Source organism: Kitasatospora sp. NPDC097605 (genome assembly GCF_040302725.1).
GTDB lineage: Bacteria > Actinomycetota > Actinomycetes > Streptomycetales > Streptomycetaceae > Kitasatospora.
The window spans coordinates 122,439-142,003 of record NZ_JBEOSF010000022.1 but is presented as its reverse complement, the minus strand read 5'-3'; the positions used below and the strand labels follow the sequence as shown (position 1 = coordinate 142,003).

Below are 19,565 nucleotides of genomic sequence, written 5' to 3'. Positions count from 1 at the left end.
CCGGCCGCCCGTCGGCGCCCGGCTGCCCGTCGGCGCCCGCCGCGTGCACGGCCAGCAGCGCGGCGAGCCCGCCGGCGGTGCCGCTGTGCACCCCGGGGTCCTCCTCGCGCTCGGCGGCCGCCGCCGTGAGCGCCACCGCCGGGCCGGCCCACGCCGCGACCAGCGGATCGCCGAGCAGCCGGGCGAGTTCGGTGAGCGCGTAGGCGATGCCGCCGAGGCCGGCGAAGGCGCCGGAGCCGACGGCGGCCGGGTGGTCGGGGTGGGCGGCCAGCGCGTCGAACAGCCCGGGGACGGGCGCCAGGGCCCGGCGGGCGACCTCGGCGTAGCGCTCGGTCCCGGTGAGCGCGGCGAGCTGGGCGAGGAACAGCGCCGTGCCGGTGTAGCCGCCGGCCAGGTCCGCGCCGAGCGGCCGCACCCGCCAGTAGCGGTCGGCGAGCAGCTCCATCCCCAGCCAGTTGGTGCGGGAGCGCCCCTGGTAGGCGGCGGCGACCAGCTGGTCGCCGAGGCCCCGGGCGGCGGCCAGCAGCTGCTCCGGCTCGGGCGCGGTGGCCCAGACGTTCTCGGGCACCGGGCGGCCCGGCCGGTGGGCGGGGGTGCCGGCGGCGCCCGCCATGGCCGCGCGGACGATCCACTCCTGGTCCTTGCGGTCGACGGCGCCGAGCGCGGCGAGCTTGGCCTCGACCCGGGCCAGCCCCGGCTCGACCAGTTCGCCCGGCAGCCGGCGGCCGTCGGAGGTCCACAGGTCGCGCGAACCGGGCCGCGCGGTGAACAGCGGGACGTCGCCGGTCCACAGGTCGGCGACCTCGTGGTCGGCCAGCCCGGGGCGCCCCGGGTCGTCGACCGCGTCGGTGCGCAGCAGGTCGAGCACGGCCTGCCGGGCGCCCGCCTCGCGCAGCACGTCCGGGTGGGTGGACTCGTCGAGCAGCCGGGCGTAGACCCGGGTGGCTCGCGGCACCACCCGCACCTCGGCGTCCGCGAAGGAGCGCAACAGCCCGCGCGGGCCGAGGAGTTCGCCCCGGCCCTCGGCGAGCGCGGTGTACCCGGCGCGGAAGCCGGCCACCAGCGCCTCGGTGTGCTCGGCCGGTTCGACCGGCGCGCCGCCCAGCCGGGGCCGGTTGTGCGCCTCGCCGAACGGGCGGGGGCGGCGCACCAGGCGCATCTCGTCGGTGCCGGCGGCCGCCCAGTCCACGCCGTCGACCGGGGACAGCCGCCGCCCGCCGCAGCCGCCGCCGATGCCGGAGACGTCCACCGCGCCGTCGTCGCCGAGCAGCAGCTGCGGCAGCAGGCCGACCCGGTGGACGGACTCGGCGAGCGCGCGGGCCGCCGGGTCCTCGGCCGGCACGGGGCCGCCGGCCGGCGGGTGGAACAGCGTCTCGACGTCCACCAGCACCGGCTGGTCCCCGCAGGCGACCAGGTTCTCGAAGTGCAGGTCGGTGCCGTCCAGGACGTGCAGCAGGGCGAGCAGCGCTCCCTGGCGCCGGTAGAAGCGCTCGACGTCGAAGCGGGTCAGACAGGGGCGGGCCTCGGCGAACTCGGTCCAGCCGTGGGTGCCCCGGTCGAGCAGGCCCAGCGCGCGCAGCCGGGGCACCCCGGGCCGCCCGCCGTACCAGCCGAGCAGCGCGTTGAAGTGCCGGTGCGCGGCGGGCGGGCGGGGCCGGTGGACCACGGCGGTGCCGTTGGCGAAGTGCAGCACGGCGACGGCCCGCCCGCGCCGGTGGCGGTCGCCCGCGTCGGCGGTGACGGCGACCAGCGCGCCCGGGTCGCGGCCGTGCAGCAGCCCGGCGACCAGCAGGTTCCGGTCGGCGGTGAACCGGTCGAGCAGCTCGGCGTGCGCGTCGGCGGCGTCCAGGCAGGCGCGGGCCAGCAGCCGGGCCAGGACCGGGTAGTCGCGCAGCAGCGCGGCCAGGCCCTCACGGCGGGCGGTGAGCGCGAGGAACGAGCGGAACCGCTCCTGCGGGGTGCCGCCGGCCAGCCGCCCGGCGCCGCGGGCGGTGTGGAGCTCCAGCACCAGGGTGCGCGCGGCGATCCGGGCCAGCCGCTCGGTCAGCCGCGCGGTGAACTCGGCCCGCAGGGCGGCCAGGTCGATCCGGCCCAGCTGGTCGGCGGCGCGCACGGCGGGGGAGAGCGCGGTCAGCAGCCGCACCTGCGCGCGGTCGGCGAAGGGCTGCAGGACGAGCGCGAAGCCGCTCAGGCCCGGGTAGGCGGCGCGCGGCACCATCGGGCGCACCGGCGCTGCGGCCACCGCGGCCTCGGTGAAGGCGGCCCAGTCCGGGCGGGCGGCGGGCACCGGCCGACCCGGGGTCAGGCCCCGCTCCCACCACGGGGGGCCGCCGGCACGGGGGGACCGGAGCCGACCGGGGTGGGAGCGGGGAGTCCGGGCGGGGAAGTCGCCGGGCATCGGAGTGTGCGGGAACGGTGTGGCCGAGGGGACCGCCGCTGCGACCGGGCCCTGAACCGGTCCGGCGCCCCCGTCGAGGCGCGTGCTGCGCACGGCGTCCACCTCTGCCACCACCGCACCTCCGATGCCGGGAGAGGGCCGCGCTGCCGTCGAAGGCGCCGCCCTCGCTGCTGATCCTGTCGTCGACGCGGCCGTCGGGGCATGGGGGACCGGCCCCCATCTTTGTGACGGCCGGCCCGCACGATCCGCCCCGCCCCCGCCCATCGGCGGGGACGGACCCCTACCTCCGGGTGAGCAGCAGCTGGGTCGCCACCGCCGGGCGGCCGCTCATGGTGAGCACCGCGAGCTCGCGTTCGTCGACCGGTTCGAACAGCGGGGCGAACAGCCCGTCCAGCCGCTCCCGGGTGTGGTGGCGGCAGACCGCGCCGTCGCTGGTCTCGAACACCCCGTGGCGGCCGTAGCGCGCCTCGAACCGCCGGTAGCGCTCCCGGTTGCGCTCGTCCGGCTGGAGCAGGTAGTCGCTGACCTGGAGCAGGCCGCCCGGGCGCAGCACCCGGTGGAGTTCGGCGACCAGGGCCTGCTGCGCAGCGTCGTCCGGGACGCAGGTGAGCACGGCGAACAGGAAGGCCGCGTCGTAGGCGGCGTCCGGCCGCCCGATCCGCGGCGGGTCGGCCAGCACCGTGAAGCGGGCGGCGGGCTGTTCGGCGCGGGCGCGGGCGACCAGTTCGGGCGCCACGTCCACCCCCTCGACGTCGGTGAAGCCCAGGGCGGCGAGCTCGCCGGCGAGCCGGCCGTAGCCGCAGCCGTAGTCGAGCAGGGCGGCGTCCCGGGCGAGGCCCGCCGTCCAGGCGGGGTTCAGGGGGTGGCCGAAGGTCTTGGTGGTTCCAGTGGAGTTCCAGTACGCGGTCTGGTCGTCTGGGGCCGTCATGGGCCGATGATGCCACGGGTGAACGGCGGTTCGGCTCCCGGGGTGTTCCGGGGGCGAAGGGGCCGGTGGGCGCGGGCCGATGGGGCCGTTCGGCCCTTGTGAGCGGGATGGCGGGGAGGGATGGTGATCGCCGCGCCGCAGTGCGGGGCCGCCGGGGGCGGGTCGGCGCGGAAGGACCAGAGTGTGGCGGAACGGGAAGAGGCCTGAGGTGGGCGAGTTGGTCACGGTGCGGGTGTGCGAGGGGATTTCGCGGGGCTTCGCGGCCGACGCGAGAGCCCGGATCGCCGCCGTGGTGGGCGGAGCGGACGCCCTGGTGGAGTCGCTGCGGGTACGGGTCGGCACGCTCGGCACGGCGGGCTCCCCGGACGGGGCGGACCGGGCGGGCGTGCTGACCCAGGTCAACGCCGAGGTGGACGGCCGGCGGATCCGCGTCCAGGAGGCCGCCGCCGACCTCGGGGAGGCGCTGGACCGGCTCACCGAGGGGCTGCGCGCCCGGATGGGCGCCGTCACCTCGGGCTGGACGCCCCGGCCGTGGCCGCGCCGGACCCGCGCCCGCGCGCTGCTGACGGCCGCCGGGCCGGCGGCGCCGGCCGGCCCGGAGGCCGCCGTGGCGCGCCCCGAACTCCCGTACCCGGCCTGGCCGCAGCGCATCGTCCGGCGCAAGCGGGCCCAGCTGGTGTGGTGCTCGCCGGACGCCGCCGCCCGCACCATGGACGCGATGGACTTCGACATCCACCTGTTCACCGACCCGGCCACCGAGACCGACGCGGTGGTCTACCGGGTCGGCCCGACCGGCTACCGGCTGGCCCGCACGGTGGCCGCCGGACCACCCACCCGTCCGGCCGCCCCGCTCACCCTCAGCCCGTGCGGCGCGCCGGAACTGACGGAGGACCAGGCCGTGCGGCGGCTGACCGCCGCCGAACTGCCCTACCTGTTCTTCGCCCAGCCGGGCTCGGGACGCGGCCGGGTGCTCTACCGGCGCTTCGACGGCGGCCTCGGCCTGATCGCGGCCGCCTCGTGAGCGGCGGATCCGTGCGCCGCCGGCTGCGCGAGCGGCGCCGCTCCGGCGGGTCGCAACCGCCGGCCCGCCGTGCCGCGGCGGTGGTGCGCCCCCGGCCGCCCGCCGAGGCGCCGCCGCGCGAACTGGTGCCGCTGGAACGGGCCGAGGCGCTGCGGCTGCTGGGCGGCGCGCCGTTCGGCCGGATCGTCTTCACGGTGCGGGCGCTGCCCGCGATCCGCCCGGTCAACCACCTCCTGGTCGACGACACCATCGTGATCCGCACGCACGACGGCGCCGCGCTGACCGCGGCCGCGGCGGGCAGCGAGGACACCGGTGTGGTGGTCGCCTACGAGGCCGACGCGATCGACCCGGTGACCCGGCTCGGCTGGAGCGTGGTGGTCACCGGCTTCGCCCGTCCGGTCACCGACCCCGCCCGACTGGCCCGCTACCGCGCCCTGTTGAGCCCCTGGGTGAACGCCTCGATGGACCACACGGTGGCCATCCAGCCCGACCTGGTGGCCGGCTACCGGCTCATCGCGGGCACGGCCGCCGCCTCCTGAGCACGGCCGCCGCCGAGCACCGCGGCCGCCTCCCGGCCCGGGGTCCGTGATCCGCCCCGACGCGGGCCCCGATCCGGGTCCCGGTCCCCGGACGCCCCCTTCCCGGGCGGGACGTCCGGCGGACCGGGACCCCGGCGCGGAAGAACCGTTCCGCGCCCCGCCGGCGCGGCCGGGAGAACGTCAACTCTCCCGGCCGCGCCGGTTCTTCGTCGTACCCGGGGCCGGCCGCGGCGGGCCGGGCGGCCGGGCGGACAGTGGTCCCGCCCGAGGGCCCGGATCCGAGGCCCACCGGCCCGGGCCCGCTGGGTCCAACGGCCCTAGGGCGCACGGGTGGAGGGTTCCGATCATGGATCGCCATCCATCCGCAGAAAGTTTCGAAGGAGTGCGTCCTTGAGCGCCATCGAGGCACAGGGCGACAGCGCGCTGCCGCCGTCGGCCGCCCGACCGGGGCGGGCACGGGTCAAACGACCCGGCTCGTCCCTGGTCCGGCTGCTGACGACCACCGACCACAAGACGATCGGCACCATGTACCTGGTGTCGTCGTTCGGTTTCTTCCTGATCGGCGGCATCCTCGCCCTGGTCATGCGCGCCGAACTCGCCCGGCCGGGGACGCAGATCCTCTCCAATGAGCAGTTCAACCAGGCGTTCACCATGCACGGTTCGGTGATGCTGCTGCTGTTCGCGATGCCGCTGTTCACCGGCTTCGCCAACTGGATCATGCCGCTGCAGATCGGCGCCCCCGACGTCGCCTTCCCGCGCCTGAACATGCTGGCCTACTGGCTGTTCATGTTCGGCTCGCTGATCGCGGCCGCCGGCTTCGCCACCCCCCAGGGCGCCGCCGACTTCGGCTGGTTCCTCTACGCGCCGCTGTCCGACGCGATCCACTCGCCCGGCGTCGGCGCCGACATGTGGATCATGGGCGTCACGCTCTCCGGCTTCGGCTCCATCCTCGGCGCGGTCAACTTCATCACCACGATCATCTGCATGCGGGCCCCGGGCCTGACCATGTTCCGGATGTCCATCTTCTGCTGGAACGTCCTGCTCACCTCGGTCCTGGTGCTGCTGGTCTTCCCGGTGCTGGCCGCCGCGCTGCTGGCCCTGGAGTGCGACCGCAAGTTCGGCTCGCACGTCTTCGACCCGTCCTCCGGCGGGGCCATGCTCTGGCAACACCTGTTCTGGTTCTTCGGCCATCCCGAGGTGTACATCCTGGCGCTGCCGTTCTTCGGCATCGTCTCCGAGGTCATCCCGGTGTTCAGCCGCAAGCCGATGTTCGGCTACGGAGGCCTGATCGCCGCGACCGTCGCCATCGCCGGCCTCTCGGTCACGGTGTGGGCGCACCACATGTACGTCACCGGACAAGTGCTGCTGCCGTTCTTCTCGTTCATGACCTTCCTGATCGCGGTGCCCACCGGCGTGAAGTTCTTCAACTGGGTCGGCACCATGTGGAAGGGCTCACTGAGCTTCGAGACACCGATGCTCTGGACCGTCGGCTTCCTGGTCACCTTCCTGTTCGGCGGCCTGACCGGTGTGCTGCTCGCCGCCCCCCCGATCGACTTCCACGTCTCCGACTCCTACTTCGTCGTCGCGCACTTCCACTACACGCTGTTCGGCACCGTGGTGTACGCGATGTTCGCCGGGTTCCACTTCTGGTGGCCCAAGATGACCGGCAAGATGCTCGACGAGCGGCTCGGCCGGATCTGCTTCTGGACGCTGACCGTCGGGTTCCACTCCACCTTCCTGGTCCAGCACTGGCTCGGCGCCGAGGGCATGCCCCGCCGCTACGCCGACTACCTGGCCTCCGACGGCTTCACCACGCTCAACACGGTGTCCACCATCGGCTCCTTCCTGCTGGGCCTGTCCCTCCTGCCGTTCCTCTACAACGTCTGGAAGACCGCCAAGTACGGCGAGAAGGTCACCGTCGACGACCCGTGGGGCTGGGGCCGCTCCCTGGAGTGGGCCACCTCCTGCCCGCCGCCGCGGCACAACTTCGTCACCCTGCCGCGGATCCGCTCCGAGTCCCCGGCGTTCGACCTGCACCACCCGGAGATCGCCGCCCGCGACTACCTGGACCACAACGGTGAGCGCGCCAAGCACCTGGCCGGGGTCGTCCCCGCCGCCTACGACGAGCCGAGGTCGCGCCGCGCCCACGCGCTCGACGGCGGCGCCGCGTCCGGCCGTCCGGACGACGGCGGCTGACGGCGGCTGACGGCGGCGACCGACCGCTGACGACCGAACCCTGACGACCGACCGCTGAAAGGCCGACGCCCCTCGTGGGCCCCGGCCCCCAGAACGCCGCTCCCGCCCGCGCGTCGCCCCCGGGCGGGCGGGAGCGGCTCCCTCCGAACCGCCCGAGGCTTGAGGAGTGCACGGCACCATGTCCCACATCGTCCTGGCCATCGGCACCGCCGCGATCACCGCGTCCGGCTGCGTCTGGTACCTGCCCGCCATCGCCGACCTCCAGGCCGCCGAGGACCGCCCCCGCTCGGCCCGCACCGCCGCGGCCGCCTGCGTGACCTGGTGGGCCTGCCTGGCCCTGGCCGGCGGCCTGCTGCTGGCCGTCCCCGCCTGGCAGCCCGCCGCCCAGATCGCGCTCGCCGGCCTGGTCGCCGGCGTCCTGCTGCGGGTCCGCGCCCACCTCCAGAGCCGGACCGAACAGCGCGAGGAAGCCGTGCGCTGGGCCCTGATCGACCCGAACACCGCGCCGCTGCCGGTGCGCCCCTCGCCCCGGGCCCTGCTCGGCTGGCTGCTCGTCGGCCTGGCCGTCGCCTCGCTCGGCGCCGCCTCCATCCTGCTCTCCGGCGGCGGCCCGCTCGCCCCCCGGCTGGCCGCCGCCGCGGGCAGCGCGGTCGCGGTCTCCACCGCCTTCCTGCTCATCGGTCTCGGCAACGCCCGCCGGCACCGCATCTGACCGACAGTCAGTCCTCTTTCGCCGTACCCTTGCTGAGCCGAGGCCGGTCCGGATGTCAATCAGGAGACCGGGGTGCCGCCCCGGCCCGTCGAGAGGAGCGTCCGATGACCGCCACCGCCTCCCCGAGCGAGGTGCTGGAGCAGTTCGTCCAGCTCATGGGCAAGGGCCCCGACCCGGCGGTGGCCGAGCTGGTCACCACCGACTCCGTCTTCGAACTGCCCTACCTGCTGCCCGGCGTGCCCCCGCAGCGGCCCGGCCGGGAGGCCTTCGTCGAGCACCTGCGGCGCGGCGCGGCGATGCAGCGCTTCGACGCCGTGGACCGGGTCAGCGTGCACGGCACCACCGACCCCGAGCTGGCCGTCGCCGAGTACCGCCTGCACGGCGAGGTCCTGGCCACCGGCAAGCGCTTCACCCTCGACATGGTGGTGTTCGCCCGGGTGCGCGGCGGACTGATCACCTGGTCGCGCACCTACTCCAACCCGCTGGACAGCGCGGTGGCCTTCGGCGCGGTCGAGCGGGTGCTCGGAGCCCTCCGGGACCGGTAGCGCCGGCGAGCCGAATGGGGCCGTTCGGCCCTGGGCGGGGCCCGGGTGGTGGGGCATGATGCGATGGACCCGGCGTGTGGTGTGCCGGGCACGGAGAGGGTGGAGCCGCGACATGGCGAGCGAGACGACCGGGACCGAGACGCCGGCACCGGTCAGGGTGTTCCTGCTGGACGACCACGAGGTGGTGCGCCGCGGCGTGCACGACCTGCTGGACGGCGAGCCCGACCTGGAGGTGGTCGGCGAGGCCGGCACCGCCGAGCAGGCCCTGGTCCGCATCCCGGCGCTGCGCCCGGACGTCGCCGTCCTGGACGTGCGGCTCGGCGACGGCGACGGCGTGGCCGTCTGCCGCGAGCTGCGCTCCCGGATGCCCGACCTCGCCTGCCTGATGCTCACCTCCTTCGACGACGAGGAGGCCCTGCTCGACGCCGTGATGGCGGGCGCCGCCGGCTATGTGCTCAAGCAGATCAGCGGCACCGACCTGATCGCCGCCGTGCGCACGGTCGCCTCCGGCCGTTCGATGCTGGACCCCGGCGCGGCGACCCGGCTGCTCAACCGGCTGCGCAGCGAGGCCGAGCCCGAGCAGCCGTCCGGCGGCGGCCCGGAGCTGACCGCCCGCGAGCAGGAGGTGCTGGCGCTGATCGGCGAGGGACTGACCAACCGGCAGATCGGCGAACGGCTCTTCCTGGCCGAGAAGACGGTCAAGAACCACGTCTCCCGGCTGCTCGCCAAGCTCGGCGTGGAGCGACGGGTGCAGGCGGCGCTGATCGCCACCGAGCTGCGCCAGTCGGCCGCCGACCGGTCCCACCATCCGCGCATCCTCGGCCACGGCCCGCGCGGCTGACGCCGTCGCCCCCCGTACCCGGCCCCGGTCGCCCGCCCGCCTGCGGTGACCGGGGCCGTCCGCCGTCCGGGCCCCCGGGTGTCCGTTCGTTCCCGTCCGGTCCGGATCGTTCCCGTTCTCTTCCGTTCACGCCAGGGACGTTCGCCGTAGGCCGGGTGGGACTCTCGGCGGGACCATCGGCCCTCGCCCGGTCCGGGCCCGGCGGGCGACGATCGGTGTTATGAACGCCGATCCTGAAGCCGCGTCCGTGCAGGTCGAGCCACGGGTCCGGCCGCAGCCCCGCCACCCGCGGGAACTCGACGAGACCAGGGCGCTGGAGCTGCTGGGCCGTACGGGAGTGGGCCGCGTGGTCTACACCGTCGGCGCGCTGCCCGCCGTCCTCCCGGTCCGCTTCCGGCTGGACCCGCTCGGCGGTGTCCTGCTCTCCACGGCGGCCGATTCCGAACTGGCCCGCGCCGTGGAGGGCGCGGTGATCGCCTTCGAGGCCGACGAGGTGGACGGCCGCGACGGCACCGGCTGGTGCGTCACGGTCCTCGGCCGCGCCGAGGTCCGCCGGCCGTCCCCGGCGCCCGGTACCCGCGCGGAGATCCGGATCGCCCCCGAACTGGTCGTCGGCCGGCACCTGGCGCCCGATCCGTCCTGAGGCCCCGCGCCGTCCGCGGCGCGGGGCCCGGCGGGGGAGGCCGGGCCGGTCAGACGCCCAGCGGGGCCTGCCAGACCAGCCGGGTGCCGCCGCCCTCGGCCGGGAGCAGCTCGAAGCTGCCGCCCGCCCGCTCGGCGCGCTCGGCGAGGTTGCGCAGGCCGCTGCGGCGGCCGCCGGCGGGCACGCCCACGCCGTCGTCGGTCACGGTGAGCGTCACCGTCCCGCCGGCCGCGCGCAGCGCCACCTCGACCCGGCCCGCGCGGGCGTGCCGGGCGGCGTTGCTCAGCGCCTCGCCGAGCACCGCCATCACGTGCTCGGCGAGCTCCTGCGGCACGTCGGTGTCCAGCAGGCCCTCCATGCTGAGCCGGGGCGCGAAGCCGAGGGTGGCCTGCGCCTCGCCGACGACCCGGGTGGCGCGGGCGCGCAGCCCCCGGTCCGGCTCGCTGTGGGCGCGCAGGCCGAAGATGGTCGAGCGGATGATCTTGATGGTCTCGTCCAGGTCCGCGACCGCCCGACTCACCCGGTCGGCCGCGCTCTGGCTCTCGATCAGCCGGCCCGCGCTCTGCAGCGTCATACCGGTCGCGAACAGTCGCTGGATGGCCAGGTCGTGCAGGTCCCGGGCGATCCGGTCGCGGTCCTCCAGGAGGGTCAGCTGCTCGGCGTCCCGCCGCCGCTCGGCCAGCTCCAGGGCGAGCGCGGCCTGGTCGGCGAAGCCCAGCAGCGGACCCGTCTCCTCGGCCGTGAACGGCGGACGGCCGCTCTCCCGGGCCAGCAGCAGCACGCCGCGCCCGAACCCCTCGCCGGTGCCCAGCGGCACCGCCACGGCCGGCCCCAGCCCTGTGAACCGCCCGGGCGGACCGGCCGGGAACCGCCGGTCGTGCTCCAGCTCGTCACTGGTCACCGGCGAGCCCGAGGCGTACGCGGCGCCGGACAGCGTGCCGTCCACCGGCACCGTCACCCCGAGCCGGGCCTCCGCCCGGCCGCCCAGCGCCACCTCGACGGTCAGCTCGGCCGCCCGCTCGCCCGGTTCGGCCAGCGCCACCGAGACGTCCGCCAGCTCGGCGCCCGCGATCTCCTGGGCCCGGCGCGCGATCAGCTCCACGACCTCCAGCCGGGGCGCGCCCGACAGCAGGCTGCGGGTGATCTCGGCGCTCGCCCGCAGCCAGCGCTGCTGGCGGTGGGCCTCCTCGTACAGCCGGGCGTTGTCGATCGCGACCCCGGCGGCCACCGCGAGCGTCGAGATGACCGCCTCGTCGTCCGCGTCGAAGTCCAGGCCGCCGCGCTTGTCGGTCAGGTAGAGGTTGCCGAACACCTCGCCGCGCACCCGGACCGGCACCCCGAGGAAGGTGTGCATCGGCGGGTGGTTCGGCGGGAAGCCCACCGAGGCCGGGTGCTCGGAGAGCACCGGGCAGCGCAGCGGCTGCGGGTCGCGGATCAGCTCGCCGAGGATGCCCTGGCCGGTCGGTGGCGGGCCGATCGCGTCGATCTCCTCCTGGGTGAGGCCGACGGTCAGGAACTGGGAGAGCGTGTAGCCGTCCGCGCCGATCACGCCGAGCGCCGCGTAGCGGGCGTCGACCAGGTCGGCGGCGGCCTCGACGATGCGGTGCAGCGCCTGGGAGAGGTCCAGCTCGCGGCCGACCGCGAGTACCGCCTCCAGCAGGCTGTGCACCCGGTCCCGGGTGCCGCGCGCCGCGTCGATCCGCCACTGGAGCTCCTCCAGCAACTCGTCCAGGCGCAGCTGCGGGATCCGCGGGCCGCCGGGGGCGGCGGAGGCGGGCGGGGCGGCGTGCGCGACCTTGGCGCGCGCCGCCGGTGCGGGCGCGGGCTCCACCGTGCCCGTGAGCGCCGTCCCCGCGTGGGCCGGGCAGCCGGGCGGCGGGGCGTCGTCCGCCCGTCCGCGCTGGTCTCCGCCGGTGCCCGCCCGCGTGTCCTCCGCGCCGCCCACCGGCGTCCTCCTCGTGGTTCCGTGCTGCTGGTCCGGGTCCGATCCCGGTCGGCCGACCGGTCGGATTGCCGGATTCACGTTAGTGCCGCAGGCATGTGCGCGAAACGCCGGGGTCGGTCATGAACGCGCCGGACGGGGTGCAACCGGCCACTCGCGCGCCGGTTGCGCGCTGTTCGCGCCATCCCTGCGGACGGTCCACGGGACCTACGGCCCTGGCCGAAGGGCCCTGCGGCCTCTGGCGGGCGCCGCGGCCCGGGACCAGGGTGGTGACCAGGGGCCGACGGTGCGTCAGCGCACCCCGGCCGACCGAACCGGCAGCCACCCCGAAGGCCCGCCCCGTGCGGCGGGCCAGCAGCGGAAGGAACCTCCCATGACGCCCGCAGTCCTGGCCGGAGTCGACGGATCGCCCGAGAGCACCGCCGCCGCCCACTGGGCCGCCGAGGAGGCGCTGCGGCGCGGGGCCCCGCTGCGACTGCTGCACGCCTGGCCCTGGCTGACCGACGGCCGCGCCGCGTTCGCCGACCCCGAGGACCTGCCGGTCGCCGCCCAGCGGATGCTGGCCGCCGTGGCCGAGGACGTCCAGGCCCGGCACCCCGGCCTGACCGTCCGGACCGACGTGGTGCTGGACGCCGCCGTGGACGGCATGGTCGCCGCCGCCGAGGACGCCGGCCTGCTGGTGCTCGGCTCGCGCGGACTGGGCGGCTTCACCGGACTGCTGCTCGGCTCGGTGAGCATGGCGGTCGCCGCCCGTGCGGCCGTGCCGGTGGTGGTCGTCCGGCCGACCGAGCCGACCGAGCCGGCCGAGGCGGCGGACACGGCGGCGGACGCGCCCGGCGAGGCGCCGGCGGTGCCCGAGGTGGTGGTCGGCGTGGACGCCACCGCGCCCGACGACGCGGTGCTCGACTTCGCCTTCCGGGAGGCCGCCCTGCGCGGCGCCCGGATCCGCGCCGTCCACGGCTGGGACCTGCCGCCCGCCTTCGCGGTGGTCGGCTTCCTGCCGTCCGGTGTCGAGATGGCCCAGCTCCAGGCGGCGGAGGAGAAGTCGCTGGCCGCCGCCCTCGCCGCGCACCGCGAGCGCCACCCCGAGGTCGAGGTCGTCCAGCAGGTCCGGCTCGGCGCCGCCCGCACCCTGGTCGAGGACTCCGCCGGCGCCGGCCTGGTCGTGGTCGGCCGCCGTCGCCGCCCCCTCGACCTCGGACCCCGGCTGGGCCGCGTCGCCCACGCCGTGCTGCACCACGCCCAGGCGCCGGTGGCGGTCGTCCCGCACGACTGACCCGGGGGCGGTCCGCCGCCCCGTACGGTCGGGCCGGCCGCCGGCGGCATCCGGGCCGTTGGACCCTGTCGCCGCCGGCCGGCCCGGCGCACCCTCGGGAGTACCGGGACTCGTGTCCGTGCCGGCCGTGGCGACCGGCTCCGGAGCGTCGAGGCAAGGAGAGGATCACCATGACCCAGGCAGCCCTCACTCCGGCCGACCTGCGGCTGCTCGCCGCCGCCGGTGGCGCCGCGCCCTCGCTGCACAACAGCCAGCCGTGGCGGTTCCGTCCCACCCCGGACGGGGGCGGGGTGGAGGTGCTCGCCGACCCGGACCGCTCCGTCCCGCTCGCGGACGCCAACGGCGCGGCCCTGCACGTCGCGGCGGGCGCCGCCCTGTTCAACCTCCGGGTCGCCTCCGCGCGACTCGGCCGGGAGGCCTCCGTCCGGCTGCTCCCGGACCCGGCCGACCCGCGGCTGCTGGCGATCCTCGACCTCGCCGTCCCCGCCGCCGGGGGAGCCCTCCCGGCGGACGGGCACGGGCCGTTCGGACGGGACCTCTACCCGGCGATCGCCGAGCGCCACTCCAGCCGCCAGCCGTTCACCAACCGCGACGTCCCCGAGACGGTCGCCGCGGAGCTGATCGCGGCCGCGCGGGAGGAGGGCGTGGCGCTCGCGGTGCTGGAGGAGGCCGGGGTGCGCCGGGTGCTGGAGGTCACCGTCGAGGCCGAGGACCGGATCGCCCACGACCCGGACCGGCAGGCCGAGACCCGTTCCTGGCTGCGGTCCGACGCGGGCACCGCCGCCGACGGCCTGCCGTACGCCGTGCTCGGCCCGCAGGACCACGACGCCCGGGTGCCGATGCGCGAGTTCGCCGGGCGCCCGCCGCACCACGAGGGGCCGTCGCAGCCCTCCCAGCGCTTCGAGGCGCTGCCCCAGCTGTGCACGCTCGCGACCACCGGGGACGGCCCGGCCGACTGGCTGTGCACCGGGCAGGCGCTGGAGCGGGTCTGGCTGCTGGCCACCGTGCACGGGCTGCGGCTGACAGTGTGGCACCAGGCGGTCGAATGGCCGGATCTGCGCTGGCGCCTGCGCGACCCCGTCGAGGGGCCCGGGCACGTCCAGCTGGTGCTGCGGGTGGGCTACGGGCCGCCCGGGGCCGCCACGCCGCGCCGGCCGCTGGAGGACGTCCTCGACCTGCCGACGGCGTAGCGAGGGCGCTCCGCGGAGGTCCGCCGGGCGGATCCGGGGTCGCTTCCCCGGCCGCCCGGCGGACCTGTTCCCCGCTAGGAGATCCGGGCCCAGGCGGACCAGCTGCCGTCCGAGGCGTGGCGCCGTGCCCAGAGGTTGTAGTCGGTGCCCCGGGCGGCGATCTCGAACCGGCCGTTGCCCATGTCGGAGGCGGTGATGCCGACCCCGCCGATCAGGTAGCCGCCCAGGGACGACCAGGAGCCCTTCTTGCCGGACGTGCTGCTCGAACGCGTCCACACGGCGTGGTCGGTGCCGATGACGAACACCTGCCGGCGGCCGTCCCGGTAGGCGTACTCGATGATGCCGGGCGAGCCGTACTCGCCGCCGCAGAGGTACTCCCCGCCCCAGGCCGGGCTGACGCAGTGCATCGGCTCCGTCGCGGCGACGACGGGCGCCGCCGTGGCCGTGGCGGGCACCGCGGTCACCGCGACACCGGCGAGCACGGCGGCGGCCACCGCGGTCTTGATCTGCTTCACGGACACTCCTCAGTCGGTCCTGACCGAGGCCGCCCGCCGACGGACGGCCCCCTCAGTGAAGGAGACGGACGCCCGGCGGCGGGGGGTTCACGGTCAGGAACCCATGGTGGCGAGGTCCTTGATGTCCTGGTAGCTCAGGCCCAGCTTGTTGTAGAGCCGGACCTGCTCCTCGTTCATGGCGCCGCCGGCGGTCAGCTCCTTGACCTGGGCGTCGGTGAGCGGCGTGGCCGCCTCACCCGGCTGACCCGGCTCACCCGAGCCGGCGCCGGTGCCGTCGAGGCCGGTGCCGTCGAAGCCGGAGCCCAGCAGGCCGCCGGCGAACCCGCCGAGGAGGCCGGCGATGTCGTCCGAGGTGATCGTGGTGGCGTCGGCGGGCGCCTGGACCGCCGGCGCGTCCTTGCCGAACGCGATCCGCAGCGGCAGGGGCGTACCGGTGCCGGCCTTCGCGTCCAGCTGGGCGAGGTCGAAGGTCACCGCGGACAGCGCGCCGCCGTCGAGGTAGACGTCCAGCGCCAGGTTGCGGTCCGGCACCTCCGTCGGGGCGGTCTTCGGCAGCTTGCCGAGCTCCGGGACCTCCTTGGCGAGCGGCTCGAAGGCCTTCAGCAGGTCGTCCGCCAGCTTGCGCGCCGGGGCGGTGACGGTGATTCGCTCCTTGCCGTCCTGCTTGCCCTTGTCCTCGAAGGACAGGTCGTGGTTGAGGATGTCCTTCAGCGACGCGGCCAGCCCGTCCTCGAGCTTGGGGTCGACCGTCGGGGTGGGGGAGGCGCCGCCGCCCGCGGCGTCCGACCCGCCGGCCTTCTCCAGTTCCTTCGCGTCGAAGGCGACCCACTTGCCCTTCAGCGCGCCCTGCAGGGTGGCGGGCAGGTCCTTGGTCAGCTCGTCGAGCTCGGAGACGTCCTCGCCGAACAGGCCCCCGACGGCGGCGAGGTCCGCCCGGGCGAAGGCCCGGTCACCGATCTGGCGCAGCTCGAACAGCGACGCGCCGCCCTTGCCGGTGAGCGCGAACGAGGAGGAGAGCGACGGGTCCGGCTTCGGGGCCCCGCCGTTGCCGGTGCCCTTGGACGGCTGGACGTCCTTCAGCGGCTTGTCCGCGCTGAACGCGACGGACAGGCTCACGGCGGAGAGCGCGGCCGCGCTCTCCTTGTCGATCTTCTCGCCGGCGGCCGCCCCGAACGCCTCGATCTGGTCGGCGGTGGCCTCGACCGACAGTTTGGCGCTGAAGGACTTGCCCTGGCCGAGCTTGTCGAAGGCGGTCGACACCTTGTCGGCGGCGCTGAGCTGCTGCACGGTGCCGCACGCGGCGAGCCCGGTGGCGAGAACGGCGCTGCAGGCGGCCGCGACCAGGGTGGTGCGGGCGGACCGGCGTATCACGGTGTTGATGGGGCGCTCCTGGGTGCGGTCGGCGGGTGCCGGTGCGGCGGGTACGGGCGTGCGTTCGTGTGCGACCTGACGGCGTGGCACAGAAAAGCACAGGACCCTCGGGGCGGGCACCCGATTTTCCCGGGAGCCTCCTCGGGTTGGGCACAAACTACCGGACCCGACCGACAATTCGTTCGAGGACCCCGGGTGTTCCGGTGTCGGGGTGTCCCGGTGTGCCTGTGCGCTGGTGCCCTGGTGCCCTGGTGCCCTGGTGCCCTGCTGCGCTGCTGCCCGCCGTGCCCGCCGTGCCCGCCGTGCCCGCCGCACCGTGCTCAGCCGCCGGCGCGCCGTCCGCCGGGCGGCAGGACCTCCGCCCTGACCCGCAGTTGCGGGCTGTTGCGGAAGCTGAGCGTGAACTCCACCCACTGCCCGACCTTCAACGGGGGCGGATTGGTGATCATCAGATCGGAGTCCTCCGGAGACATCACCAACTCGCCGCGCTCCGGCACCGGCAGCGCCGCGGCCGGCTCCCAGCGGCCCGAGGCGCCCTGGTGCAGATGCCGCTTCAGCGTCACCTTGCCGCCGAACTCCCAGCTGGCCGCGGTGAGCTCGTCCGGGATGTCGCCCGGGTTGCGGACCGTGAAGAAGGCGGCGGTGGCCGGTGCCCCGCCCGCCGTGGGCAGCAGCAGCCAGCCCGGCCCCACCTCGACCGGGCGCGCCCGCCCCGCCCCGCCGACCGCCGTCCATCCCGAGAGCAGCGCGAGCGCCACCGCGGCGGCCGCCACCGGCGGCCCGGCCACCCGCAGCCGCTCGGCCGTCCTGGACCGCCGGGCCGCCGTGAACCGTCCGTCCGCCCGCCCGCTCACCACGCCGCACCCGCCGAACGCCGCGCCCGGGCCGGCCGCCGTGCGGCGCCCGTCGTGCCGCCGGCGCCCGGACCGCCGTCCCGCGCCCCGCCGCCGCGCCCGTCCGCGGTGCCCCGCCCGGGACGCCACGTCCGCAGCCGCAGGCTGTTGCCCACCACCAGCAGCGAACTCAGCGACATCGCCACCGCCGCCAGCATCGGATTCAGCAGCCCCACCGCCGCCAGCGGGATCAGCACCACGTTGTACCCGAACGCCCACAGCAGGTTGACCCGGATCGTGGCCAGCGTGCGCCGGGCCAGCCGCACGGCGTCCACCACCGCCTCGATGTCCCCGCGCACCAGGGTCAGCCCGGCCGCGCCGATCGCCGCGTCACTGCCCGAGGCGAGCGCCACCCCGAGGTCCGCCGAGGCCAGCGCGACGGCGTCGTTGACCCCGTCGCCGACCACCGCCGTGGTCCGCCCGGCCGCCTTCAACTCGGCGACCACCTCGGCCTTGCGCTCCGGAGAGGCCGAGGAGTGCACCCGCTCGATGCCCAGCTCCGCCGCGACCGCCCGCGCCGCGCCCGGCCCGTCCCCGGTCAGCAGCACCGGCTCCAGACCCATGCCGCGCAGCCGGTGCAGCGCGCGCCAACTGCCCGAGCGCAGCGTGTCGCCGACCGTCAGCACGGCCGCCGGCCGCCCGTCCAGCTCCACCAGCACCGGCGTGCGGCCCGCCGCCGAGGCGTCCGCCAGCGCCCGCGCCAGCCCGTCCGGCAGCGGCCCGCCGGCCTCGTCCGGGCGCACCACCTGCACCCGGACTCCCTCGACCTCGCCGGACACCCCGACTCCGGCGGTGGCCGTGAAGCCGGCCACCGCCGGAAGGGGCTCGGAGCCGCACCGGGCCCGGGCCGCCCCCACGACGGCCCGCCCGATCGGGTGCTCCGAGCGGTGCTCGACGGCTCCCGCCAGCCGCAGCACCCGGTCCTCGTCGACCCCCGCGCCGGCGGCCACGGCCACCGCCGCGAGCTCCATCCGGCCGGTGGTCAGCGTGCCCGTCTTGTCCAGCACCACGGTGTCGACCCGGCGCAGGCTCTCCAGCACCTCCGGGCCGCGCACCAGCACACCCAGTTCCGCGCCGCGCCCGGTCGCCGCCAGCAGCGCGGTCGGGGTGGCCAGTCCCAGCGCGCACGGACAGGCCACCACCAGCACGGAGACCGCCGCCGTCACCGCCGCCTGCGGGTCGGCGCCCGCGCCCAGCCAGAAGCCCAGCACGCAGACCGCCACCGTCAGCACACAGGGCACGAACACCCCGGCGACCGTGTCCGCGAGCCGCTGCGCCTTGGCCTTGCCGGCCTGGGCGTCCGCCACCAGCGCGGTGATCCGGGCCAGTTGGGTGTCCGCGCCGACCGCCGTCGCCCGCACCACCAGCGCCCCGCCGACGTTCACCGTGGCGCCCGCGACCCGGTCGCCCGGCCCGACCTCCACCGGCACCGACTCGCCGGTCAGCAGGCTCAGGTCCAGCGCCGAACCGCCCTCCACCACCACCCCGTCGGTGGCCACCCGCTCGCCCGGCCGGACCACGAACTCCTGCCCCGGCAGCAGCCGTTCGATCGGCAGCAGCCGTTCCTCGCCGTCCCGCGGATCGCGGACGCAGACCTCCTTGGCACCCAGTTCGGCCAGCGCCCGCAGCGCCGAACCGCTGCGCCGCCGCACCCGGCCCTCCAGCAGCCGCCCGGCCAGCACGAACAGCGGCACCCCGACGGCCGCCTCCAGGTAGACGTGCGCGGTGCCGCCGCCGTCCGCGGTCAGCGAGAACGGCATCCGCATGCCGATCGCGCCCGCCCCGCCGAACAGCAGCGCGTACGCGGACCAGCCGAACGACGCGACCACACCGAGGCTCACCAGGGTGTCCATGGTCGCCGCCGCGTGCCGCAGGCCCTGCCAGGCCCGCCGGTGGAAGGCGGCCGAGCCCCAGCTCACCACCGGCAGCGCCAGCCCGAAGCAGACCCACTGCCAGGCCGGGAACTGCAGCGCGGGCACCATCGACAGCACCAGCACGGGAACGGTCAGCAGGGCCGTCACCAGCAGCCGCCGGCGGTCCCCGGCGTCCTCCGCGGCCGGGCCGGTCGCCGGCACCCCGTCGGGCGCGGGCTCGGCGGTGTACCCGGCGCGTTCCACCGCCGCGACCAGCTCGTCCACGCCCACCGAGGCCGGGTGGAGCACCCGCGCCCGTCCGGTGGCCAGGTTGACCCCGGCGGTCACGCCCTCGATCCGCGCCAGCCGCTTCTCGACCCGGCTCACACAGGCCGCGCAGGTCATCCCGCCGACCGTCAGATCGGTGCTCACCTGGGCGTCCGTACCCTCCGTCACGGATGTCACCGGCCCGCCCCCATGTCGTGCCCCATCCCGGGTTTACCGCCGCCTCCGCCCCCGGGCGTCAGCCCGGGCGTCACCGGCCCGGCCCCGCGCCCCACCGCGAAGGCCACGACGAACACCACCACCAGCAGCAGGGCGAACCCCGCCAGCACACTCAACGGCCGGCCACCCGGCGACATCCCACTCACCCCCCACCAGTCGTCCCACCGCCCCGGAGAGTTCCCGAACACCCCGAATGAC

At 76.3% G+C, this 19,565-nt stretch carries 17 protein-coding genes; 9 read left to right on the top strand and 8 right to left on the bottom strand.

What is annotated here, in order from left to right; genetic code table 11:
- The coding region (locus ABTX81_RS24520; protein ID WP_350549216.1) for a type 2 lanthipeptide synthetase LanM family protein at positions 1-2,287 on the bottom strand (2,287 nt) is incomplete at its 3' end.
- Positions 2,288-2,678: 391 nt separating this feature from the next.
- The gene (locus ABTX81_RS24515) at positions 2,679-3,326 is read right to left on the bottom strand and encodes a class I SAM-dependent methyltransferase (protein ID WP_350549214.1); all 648 of its coding nucleotides are present in this window, start codon (positions 3,324-3,326) and stop codon (positions 2,679-2,681) included.
- A 208-nt stretch (positions 3,327-3,534) separates the two neighbouring features.
- On the opposite strand from ABTX81_RS24515, the gene ABTX81_RS24510 reads away from it, so the two are divergent.
- From ABTX81_RS24510 to ABTX81_RS24480, 7 genes are all read left to right on the top strand, one after another.
- On the top strand, positions 3,535-4,347 hold the full coding sequence (locus tag ABTX81_RS24510; RefSeq protein ID WP_350549212.1) for a sigma 54 modulation/S30EA ribosomal C-terminal domain-containing protein: 813 nt from the start codon (positions 3,535-3,537) through the stop codon (positions 4,345-4,347).
- Between the two features lie 80 nt (positions 4,348-4,427).
- Positions 4,428-4,886, top strand: a complete 459-nt coding sequence (locus ABTX81_RS24505; RefSeq protein ID WP_502892841.1) for a pyridoxamine 5'-phosphate oxidase family protein — start codon at positions 4,428-4,430, stop codon at positions 4,884-4,886.
- Between the two features lie 399 nt (positions 4,887-5,285).
- Positions 5,286-7,082: an aa3-type cytochrome oxidase subunit I gene (gene ctaD / locus ABTX81_RS24500; RefSeq protein WP_502892840.1), complete on the top strand. Its 1,797-nt coding sequence runs from the start codon at positions 5,286-5,288 to the stop codon at positions 7,080-7,082.
- A gap of 178 nt (positions 7,083-7,260) precedes the next feature.
- A complete protein-coding gene (locus ABTX81_RS24495; RefSeq protein WP_350549210.1) occupies positions 7,261-7,794 on the top strand; it encodes a hypothetical protein in 534 nt (177 codons plus the stop codon).
- Positions 7,795-7,898: 104 nt separating this feature from the next.
- A complete protein-coding gene (locus ABTX81_RS24490) occupies positions 7,899-8,339 on the top strand; it encodes a nuclear transport factor 2 family protein (protein WP_350549208.1) in 441 nt (146 codons plus the stop codon).
- A 112-nt stretch (positions 8,340-8,451) separates the two neighbouring features.
- Entirely contained in the window at positions 8,452-9,180 is a 729-nt protein-coding gene (locus tag ABTX81_RS24485; RefSeq protein WP_350549206.1) for a response regulator, read from the top strand.
- Positions 9,181-9,400: 220 nt separating this feature from the next.
- Complete coding sequence (locus tag ABTX81_RS24480; protein ID WP_350549204.1) at positions 9,401-9,823, top strand: pyridoxamine 5'-phosphate oxidase family protein; 423 nt, start codon at positions 9,401-9,403, stop codon at positions 9,821-9,823.
- Positions 9,824-9,872: 49 nt separating this feature from the next.
- Here the strand turns inward: ABTX81_RS24480 and ABTX81_RS24475 are convergent, their stop codons facing one another.
- On the bottom strand, positions 9,873-11,570 hold the full coding sequence (locus ABTX81_RS24475) for a sensor histidine kinase (RefSeq protein ID WP_350549232.1): 1,698 nt from the start codon (positions 11,568-11,570) through the stop codon (positions 9,873-9,875).
- A 568-nt stretch (positions 11,571-12,138) separates the two neighbouring features.
- On the opposite strand from ABTX81_RS24475, the gene ABTX81_RS24470 reads away from it, so the two are divergent.
- Both ABTX81_RS24470 and ABTX81_RS24465 read left to right on the top strand, forming a co-directional pair.
- Positions 12,139-13,041 carry a universal stress protein gene (locus ABTX81_RS24470; RefSeq protein ID WP_350549202.1) on the top strand — a complete coding sequence of 301 codons (903 nt, stop codon included), beginning with the start codon at positions 12,139-12,141 and terminating at the stop codon, positions 13,039-13,041.
- A 170-nt stretch (positions 13,042-13,211) separates the two neighbouring features.
- Positions 13,212-14,231 carry an Acg family FMN-binding oxidoreductase gene (locus tag ABTX81_RS24465; RefSeq protein ID WP_350549200.1) on the top strand — a complete coding sequence of 340 codons (1,020 nt, stop codon included), beginning with the start codon at positions 13,212-13,214 and terminating at the stop codon, positions 14,229-14,231.
- Between the two features lie 74 nt (positions 14,232-14,305).
- On the opposite strand, the gene ABTX81_RS24460 is transcribed toward ABTX81_RS24465, so the two are convergent.
- The 5 genes from ABTX81_RS24460 to ABTX81_RS24440 all read right to left on the bottom strand — a co-directional run bounded on the left by ABTX81_RS24460 (position 14,306) and on the right by ABTX81_RS24440 (position 19,483).
- Positions 14,306-14,746, bottom strand: coding sequence for a DUF8189 domain-containing protein (locus ABTX81_RS24460; RefSeq protein ID WP_350549198.1), 441 nt, complete (start codon positions 14,744-14,746; stop codon positions 14,306-14,308).
- A gap of 93 nt (positions 14,747-14,839) precedes the next feature.
- The gene (locus ABTX81_RS24455; protein WP_350549196.1) at positions 14,840-16,117 is read right to left on the bottom strand and encodes a hypothetical protein; all 1,278 of its coding nucleotides are present in this window, start codon (positions 16,115-16,117) and stop codon (positions 14,840-14,842) included.
- 320 nt (positions 16,118-16,437) lie between these two features.
- Positions 16,438-16,971, bottom strand: a complete 534-nt coding sequence (locus ABTX81_RS24450; protein WP_350549194.1) for a copper chaperone PCu(A)C — start codon at positions 16,969-16,971, stop codon at positions 16,438-16,440.
- The gene (locus tag ABTX81_RS24445; RefSeq protein ID WP_502892839.1) at positions 16,968-19,268 is read right to left on the bottom strand and encodes a heavy metal translocating P-type ATPase; all 2,301 of its coding nucleotides are present in this window, start codon (positions 19,266-19,268) and stop codon (positions 16,968-16,970) included. The genes ABTX81_RS24450 and ABTX81_RS24445 overlap by 4 nt, the downstream gene beginning before the upstream one ends.
- 56 nt (positions 19,269-19,324) lie before the next feature.
- Positions 19,325-19,483, bottom strand: a complete 159-nt coding sequence (locus tag ABTX81_RS24440; RefSeq protein WP_350549190.1) for a hypothetical protein — start codon at positions 19,481-19,483, stop codon at positions 19,325-19,327.
- Positions 19,484-19,565: the final 82 nt, after the last annotated feature.